Here is a 7,385-nt window from a genome sequence, read left to right on the forward strand (position 1 = left end):
GCAGCGTGCCGACCGTCGCTCGCATTTTTGCTCTCGCGCCACGTGCTCAGGCAGATTTAAAACCGAGGGCTTGACAAAAACGTTCATAGCAACGGACATGACGGACGTTATTGACCTGATGGTGCTCGCATTTCCTTTTTAACGGACTGAGGATACCTTATTTCATATATTTTTGAGCAAATTGCTGTCATAGGGCCGATTTAAGGGTGCTGGAGTCCGTTAGCATGGGAAATCTCCGGGAAATGAGCCCATAAGGTCATTACGGTCCGTTACGATGCGGCGCACGAGTCTCGCTGGTCACTGCACACTACACACCCACTGTTACTGGTCACCCGACAATGGGGGGGGCCAGCCCCCCCTTTCATTGGTTTCTGACCTCGTCTCTCCATGATTTAGCGGTAGGCGGGGTTCTTTTTTTTGTGAATTTTTGGATTATCGTGGAATTTGTATTAGTTTTTGTTGTTTCACTGAATCCCGCAAGCAGGCGCTCATCCCTATACTGAGAGATATAGAGACAACCAAGAGGGGAGTTCGAGACATGAAGCGAAGCGGATTCTGGAACGACGTGAAGAAGTATAAGGTTCTGCTGCTCATGCTGACGCCGGCCGTCCTGTTCTTCCTGCTGTTCGCCTATGTGCCGATGGCGGGGATTGTCCTGGCCTTCAAACAATACAACTACACCGGCGGAGTGTTCGGAAGCCCCTGGAACGGACTGGACAACTTCCGGTTTTTCTTCGACTCCGGGGACGCCTGGCGGGTTACACGCAATACGGCTTTGTATAACATTGCGTTTATTGTGGTAAACAACGCGGTGCAGATTTTTGCGGCGATCCTGCTGTTTGAGGTGGCGGGGAAATGGTTTCGCAAAATCACGCAAACGGTGATGTTTCTGCCGTATTTTATCTCCTGGGTTGTCGTGGGGGCGATTGCATATAACTTGTTCAATTACGATTATGGTACGATCAACGTGCTTCTGAATGCGATTGGCCTGGAATCGATTGATATCTACAATACGGCTGCCTATTGGCCGGTGATTCTCGTCATCGTATCGGCCTGGAAGACGCTGGGTTACGGAACGATTATGTACCTGGCGGCGATCACGAGCATTGATACGGAGATGTATGAAGCCGCTGAGATCGATGGGGCGAACGTCTTTCAACGAATTCGCAAAATCACGATTCCGAACCTTTATCCGACGCTGATCATTTTGGTACTGCTGGCGATCGGGAATATTTTCCGCGGGGACTTCGGCATGTTCTATAACCTGGTTGGCAACAACGGCCTGCTGTTCTCCTCAACGGATGTTATCGACACCTTCGTGTTCCGGATGCTCACAACTTCGAACGAGATTGGGATGTCCGCCGCAGCGGGATTTTATCAATCGATATTGGGCTTCGCGACGATTATGCTGGCGAATTATGCTGTGCGGAAATACGATAAGGACCGCGCTTTGTTCTAAGCGGTTTGTCAACACAATCGCGATGGTCAACAAGAATGAAACGAGTGGAGGTTAACGCTGATGAGTACGATGGCACCCAATCTGCAGCCGGCCATGAAGCCGGCAGCTCCCAAACGCAAACCGATCGACCGTCTGCTGCTGCAGATGATCGGATATGTTGCTTTGACTTTGCTGGCGGTGTTTTGTCTTTTTCCTTTCATTTTGGTTCTATCTTCTTCGCTGACGGACGAGAGTAAGATCATCGAGGACGGGTTCCAGCTGATCCCGGCGTCCTTTTCGCTGGAAGCCTACGGTATTCTGTTCAAGTATCCGCAGGAAATGCTGAAGGCGTACGGCGTGACGATTTCCGTCACTTTGCTGGGCACACTGTTTGGATTGTTTTTGACCTCGATGACGGCCTATGTGTTGGCACGCAAAGATTTTAAATGGCGCAGCCACTTCTCTTTCTTCTTCTTCTTTACGACGCTGTTCAGCGGCGGGCTTGTCCCGTGGTACTTGCTGATCGTGAACTACCTGGATCTGAAGGATACGCTGCTTGTGCTGATTCTGCCGATGCTGATGAACGTCTTCTACATCATCGTGATGAAATCGTTTATGAGCAGCATCCCGGAGGCGATTATCGAATCGGCAAAAATCGACGGGGCGGGCGATTTCCAAATTTATTTGCAATTTGTGATCCCGCTGTCGAAGCCGGCGCTGGCCACCATCGGGCTGTTTATCGCCTTGGGTTACTGGAATGACTGGTATAACGCGCTCTTGTTTATCTCCAATTCCGACCTGATGCCGCTGCAGTATTACTTGTACCGCTTGCTCGGCAACATGGACGGCATGCGCAAGGCGATGATGGCGGCAGGAGCCGTCGTCTCCTCGGACATCCCGACGGAGAGCTTAAAGATGGCGATGACCATCGTAGCCACCGGACCGATTATGATCGCCTATCCGTTCATCCAACGTTATTTTGTGCAAGGCCTAACGATTGGCGCTGTGAAAGGGTGACCTCGGGGCAACCCGGTTATCACATAGAGGAGTTTTTTCTATACCAAATCATTTGTAGGGGGAATAAACGTCATGAAACTGAAGAAGAAAACAACGTTTCTTGTGGCTATGGTGCTGGCGTTAATGACTTTACTGTCCGCTTGCGGCGGCGGGAACGATAACGCAGGCAGCGCCAACACCCCGGACGACGCAGCATCAAATAACGCTGCAGCTTCGAACAATGCGTCGGCCAATCCGGCAACCACTGGGGCTGTAGATACGTCCCAAGAAGTTACGCTGAAGCTGCTCATGATTGGCAGCAAACCGACAGATTATGATGAGGTATATGGTGAGCTGAACAAGTTGCTGAAAGAGAAAATTAACGCAACTGTGGAGACGGAGTTTTTGGATTGGGCGGACTGGACCCAGAAATACCCGTTGAAATTTGCAGCGAACGAAGATTTTGACATCGCTTACACCGCGAACTGGGCGTTCTATAATGACCAGGTGCTGAAGGGCGGATTCCTTGAGTTGACGGAGGAAATGCTCCAGACTTATGCCCCAATGACCTGGGAAGCAATGCCGCAAGCCTCTTGGGATCAAGCCAAAGTGAACGGCAAGCTGTACATGGTGCCCAACAACAACCAGGAAGTGACGGACAAGGTTGTTCTGATTCGCGAAGACCTGCGCAAGAAGTACAATCTGGAACCGGTGAACAGCCCGGAAACCTATGCCGCTTATCTGAAAGCGATTGGAGCGGGCGAGAAAGGCATCAGTCCGTTTGGTGCAAAACCGGCCGACGGCTGGAAATGGCATGAGCTGGACCAAATTTTGCTGGAACAACAAAATGAATGGAATCTGGTCGATTACAACTTCCCGCTGGCTTACAAATTGGACGATCCGGCAGGGAAAGTGTTCAACGTGTACGACACGCCGGAGTTTACCGAACTGATCAAATATTATAAAGACTTGGCGGATAACAACGGTTGGTCGAAGAACATTGTGAGCAACAAAAACGACGTGTTCCAGGACATCAAAGCCGGCAAAACCTCCTCGTATGCGCAAAACCTGGGAACGATCTCCAGCAACGTTGGTGAAATCCGCCGCGACAAGCCGGAGATGGAAGTCACCGTTGCCGACTTGACGCCGGATAAGAAGAAAATCGGAGCGATCTCCACGCAGAACGGGTTGGCGATTCATGCCACGTCTAAAAACGTCGAGCGTTCGCTGATGCTAATCGACCTGCTGCAAAACGATAAAGAAATCCATGATCTGACGATGTACGGCATCGCCGGCAAGCACTACGAGCCGGTTGGCGATGACAAATACAATCCGGGACCAAGCTTCAACAACTATAACTTGTCGGGCTACTCCGTATGGGGCTGGAACTCACTGCTGAACCGCACCGACGCTTCCTATCCGGAAGAAGGCAACCAAATGCTGGCGGATTGGCAGTCTAAAGTTTATCACTTCCCGCTGGAAACCTTCGTCTTTGACGACACCAAGGTGAAGAACGAAGTCGCAAACGTAGGCAACGTCATGCTGCGCTATGCGATCCCGCTGGAGTACGGCCTGATCAAGGACTTGGAGAAAGGCCAAGCCGACCTGAACAAACAGTTGAAGGCGGCCGGTCTGGATAAGATTCAACAAGAGCTGCAGAGCCAAATCGACGCATTCCTTGCCGCCCAAGGCCAATAAGCAGGCGGGGGTGAAAGGAGGGGACGCCCGTCCCCTCTTTTTCTTTCATTGTAATGTTGTGTTGGAAGGAGCAGGATTGAATGAGCGTGATGGGATGTGACCTCGAAGGTTACAGGATGCGCGATTGCGCGATTGAGCGTGCCGAACTGTAAAAGTACATTTCATTTGGAAAGTACATTTCATTTGGTGAAAAGTCCCCTTTATTCAGTGTCTGAAATGTAAAAGTACATTTGGTATGAGACGATTGAGGCTAAAAAGGGTGGATTGGGCTGAATTCAACTGCACTTTTACATTTGAAAGGCCGCTATAAGGGGAATTTGGCGAAAATGGACTGCACTTTTGCATTTCGTAACGGTAGTTCGCTGCAAAGCACATGAGAATGACATGAACATCAATACAGATCAGAAACGGGGAGGAGTTATTTCGATGAGTAGAAGCTCAAAACCGATGAAGTTCCCGCCAATCAGCGACAAACTGCCGGTCTTTATGCACGGCGCCGACTATAACCCGGACCAATGGCTTCATGATCCGCAGGTGCTGACCGAGGATATCCGGCTGATGAAGCTGGCCCATTGCAATGTGATGGCGGTGGGGATCTTCTCCTGGGCCTCGCTGGAACCGGAGGAAGGCGTATACCGGTTTGAATGGCTGGACCGCGTGCTGGACACGTTCGCCGAGAACGGCATCTACGCCTGGTTGGCCACGCCAAGCGGCGCCCGGCCGGCCTGGATGTCGGAGAAGTATCCGGAGGTGCTGCGCGTCGAGAAGAACCGGGTGCGCAATCTCCACGGCATGCGTCATAACCACTGCTTTACATCCCCGGTCTATCGGGAAAAAGTGACCCAGATGAATACCCGGCTGGCGGAGCGCTATTCCAGTCACCCGGCTGTGGTAGGTTGGCACGTATCCAACGAATACGGCGGAGAATGTCACTGCGACTACTGCCAAGACGCTTTCCGCGAATGGCTGAAACGGAAATACGGCACGCTCGAAGCGCTCAACCACGCGTGGTGGACGAACTTCTGGAGCCATACGTATACCTCCTGGTCGCAGGTGGAATCCCCGGCACCTCACGGGGAAATGATGGTGCACGGACAGAACCTCGATTGGCGTCGATTCGTGTCTGACCAGACGATCGACTTCTACAAGCATGAGATCCAGCCGCTCAAACAAATCAATCCGGATTTGCCCTGCACAGTAAATATGATGGACCTGTTCTACGGGTTGGATTATCGCGAGTTTGCGAAAGCTGTGGACGTCATTTCCTGGGACGCTTATCCGATGTGGCATGAGGCCGAATCCGATGCGGGGGTTGCTTCCTGGTTTGCATTTAACCACGACTTGTTCCGCTCCTTGAAGCAGAAGCCGTTTATGCTGATGGAGAGCACGCCGTCACTGACGAACTGGCAGCCGGTCAGCAAGCTGAAGCGGCCGGGTATGCACAAGCTGTCCTCGCTGCAAGCAGTGGCCCACGGGTCCGACACAGTCCAATATTTCCAGTGGCGAAAAAGCCGCGGCTCCAGCGAGAAATTCCACGGCGCGGTCATCGACCACGTCGGCCATGAGCACACGCGCGTGTTTGCGGATGTTGCTTCGCTTGGCAAGACGCTGTCGGAATTAACGGAGATTCTGGGGACCACCGTTCCGGCGGAAGCAGCCATCCTGTTTGATTGGGATAACCGCTGGGCGATCAATGACGCCCAAGGGCCGCGCAACAAGGGCATCCATTATGAAGAGACCGTCATGCAGCAGTACCGCGCGTTGTGGGAACTGGGCGTGCCAACGGACATCGTCGGTTCGTTTGACGATTTCAGCAACTACAAACTGCTGGTCGTACCGATGGCGTACTTACTCCGGGAAGAAACCGGGGCGAAGATGGAGCAGTTTGTGAAGGACGGCGGCACCTTGTTCGTCACGTATTGGTCCGGCATCGTCGACGAGAATGACCTGTGCCATCTGACCGGCTTTCCGGGGCCGCTGCGCAAGGTGGTAGGCGTGTGGACGGAGGAAATCGACGGCCTGCATGACCATGACCGCAATGCGTTGATTCTGGAAGACGGGAATCCGCTGGGCTTCAGCGGAACGTATGAGATTCGTGAGCTGTGCGAGCATATTCACGCGGAAGGCGCTAAGGTGCTTGGCGTTTACCGCGATGATTTCTACGCAGGTAAGCCGGCTTTGACGCTTAATGAGCTGGGCCGAGGCCGAGCGTACTATTTGGCCGCTCGCGTCAGCGATCCCGCCTTCTACGAGGCGTTCTACGGCAAGCTCGTGCAAGATGCAGGCGTGCGCCGGGCGCTGGATACCGACCTGCCGGCGGGAGTCACCGCACAGTTGCGCACGGACGGTCAGCACGATTACGTCTTCGTGCAGAATTTCTCCGGCCGGGCCGCCCGCGTCGAGCTCGACCGCCGCAGCTACACCGATGCCGAAACCGGCCTAACCGTGAGCGGCTCCATCGAGCTGCCGGTCAACGGAATCGCGATATTGAAGCGGGAGGCGGTTCTTCAATCATCGTTATAATAATAAAACCCTATTTTCCATATACGCGGAAAGTAGGGTTTTATTTATGGCTTATGCACTAGGACAGCTGGAGCCTATTTTTCGGAAATCAATTTCATGAAGACTTGGACATTAAAGTCGTCATATTGCACCAGCCATCGCTCGTTTACGAAAGTCATCATCAACTCGCCTTCTAACGGAACTCGGTTGCTTTCGCGGCCTTCCGAGTTTGTCAGTAGTAGATTTACAGTGTATTCGATGGTGACATTGTTCTCATCTTGCGCTTTAATGCCGGTTTGCAAATCATCAGGTTTGATGGACAGCTGCGTATCCGCAGCAACTCTTAAAGGTAAAATGGTGATTCGATTGTTAACCTGTTTTTCGTAAAACGATTCCGTTAAAAAAGGTTTGATCGCTTCGTTTCGCTTCTGAATGGATTCGGCAGACAACAGATCCTCAGTAAAGTCAACTTTATATTCGGTCGTTTTATAGGCTTCGGCTGTTTTCATCGCATCGTCAGTTTTAGGCTGGGGTTCATTACAACCAGTGATGAGCAATAGGAAGCATGCCAGTATACTTATTAACCACGGGAGTTTTTGCATTAAATTCTCCCCTTTTTTTCGCTCGTATTAAATAAAATTTCCATAATTAACAATAAACGTTCTGCTTGGTGTTGTCAAATTAGGCTCGAAAATAGTCAGTGTCAAGCTAGCGTGGGCAGTCATTTAAGATGCCTGGAACGCGAACCCCG

General features: G+C 51.8%; 5 protein-coding genes. 4 read left to right on the forward strand and 1 reads right to left on the reverse strand.

Features of this window, described 5'->3' with window-relative positions; translation table 11 throughout:
* Positions 1–538 precede the first annotated feature (538 nt).
* The 4 genes from RW092_RS09060 (at position 539) to RW092_RS09075 (ending at position 6,655) form a co-directional block, all read left to right on the forward strand.
* A complete protein-coding gene (locus RW092_RS09060; protein WP_316010035.1) occupies positions 539–1,459 on the forward strand; it encodes an ABC transporter permease in 921 nt (306 codons plus the stop codon).
* Between the two features lie 93 nt (positions 1,460–1,552).
* Positions 1,553–2,455, forward strand: coding sequence for a carbohydrate ABC transporter permease (locus RW092_RS09065; protein ID WP_036624457.1), 903 nt, complete (start codon positions 1,553–1,555; stop codon positions 2,453–2,455).
* A 72-nt stretch (positions 2,456–2,527) separates the two neighbouring features.
* Positions 2,528–4,132 carry an ABC transporter substrate-binding protein gene (locus tag RW092_RS09070; RefSeq protein WP_316010036.1) on the forward strand — a complete coding sequence of 535 codons (1,605 nt, stop codon included), beginning with the start codon at positions 2,528–2,530 and terminating at the stop codon, positions 4,130–4,132.
* A 426-nt stretch (positions 4,133–4,558) separates the two neighbouring features.
* Positions 4,559–6,655, forward strand: coding sequence for a beta-galactosidase (locus RW092_RS09075; protein ID WP_316010037.1), 2,097 nt, complete (start codon positions 4,559–4,561; stop codon positions 6,653–6,655).
* Positions 6,656–6,729: 74 nt separating this feature from the next.
* Here RW092_RS09075 and RW092_RS09080 read toward each other — a convergent pair whose 3' ends face one another.
* On the reverse strand, positions 6,730–7,143 hold the full coding sequence (locus RW092_RS09080; RefSeq protein ID WP_316010038.1) for a hypothetical protein: 414 nt from the start codon (positions 7,141–7,143) through the stop codon (positions 6,730–6,732).
* Between the last annotated feature and the right edge of the window lie 242 nt (positions 7,144–7,385).

Origin of the sequence: Paenibacillus sp. 3LSP, from assembly GCF_032465655.1 — a bacterium.
GTDB lineage: Bacteria > Bacillota > Bacilli > Paenibacillales > Paenibacillaceae > Fontibacillus > Fontibacillus barengoltzii.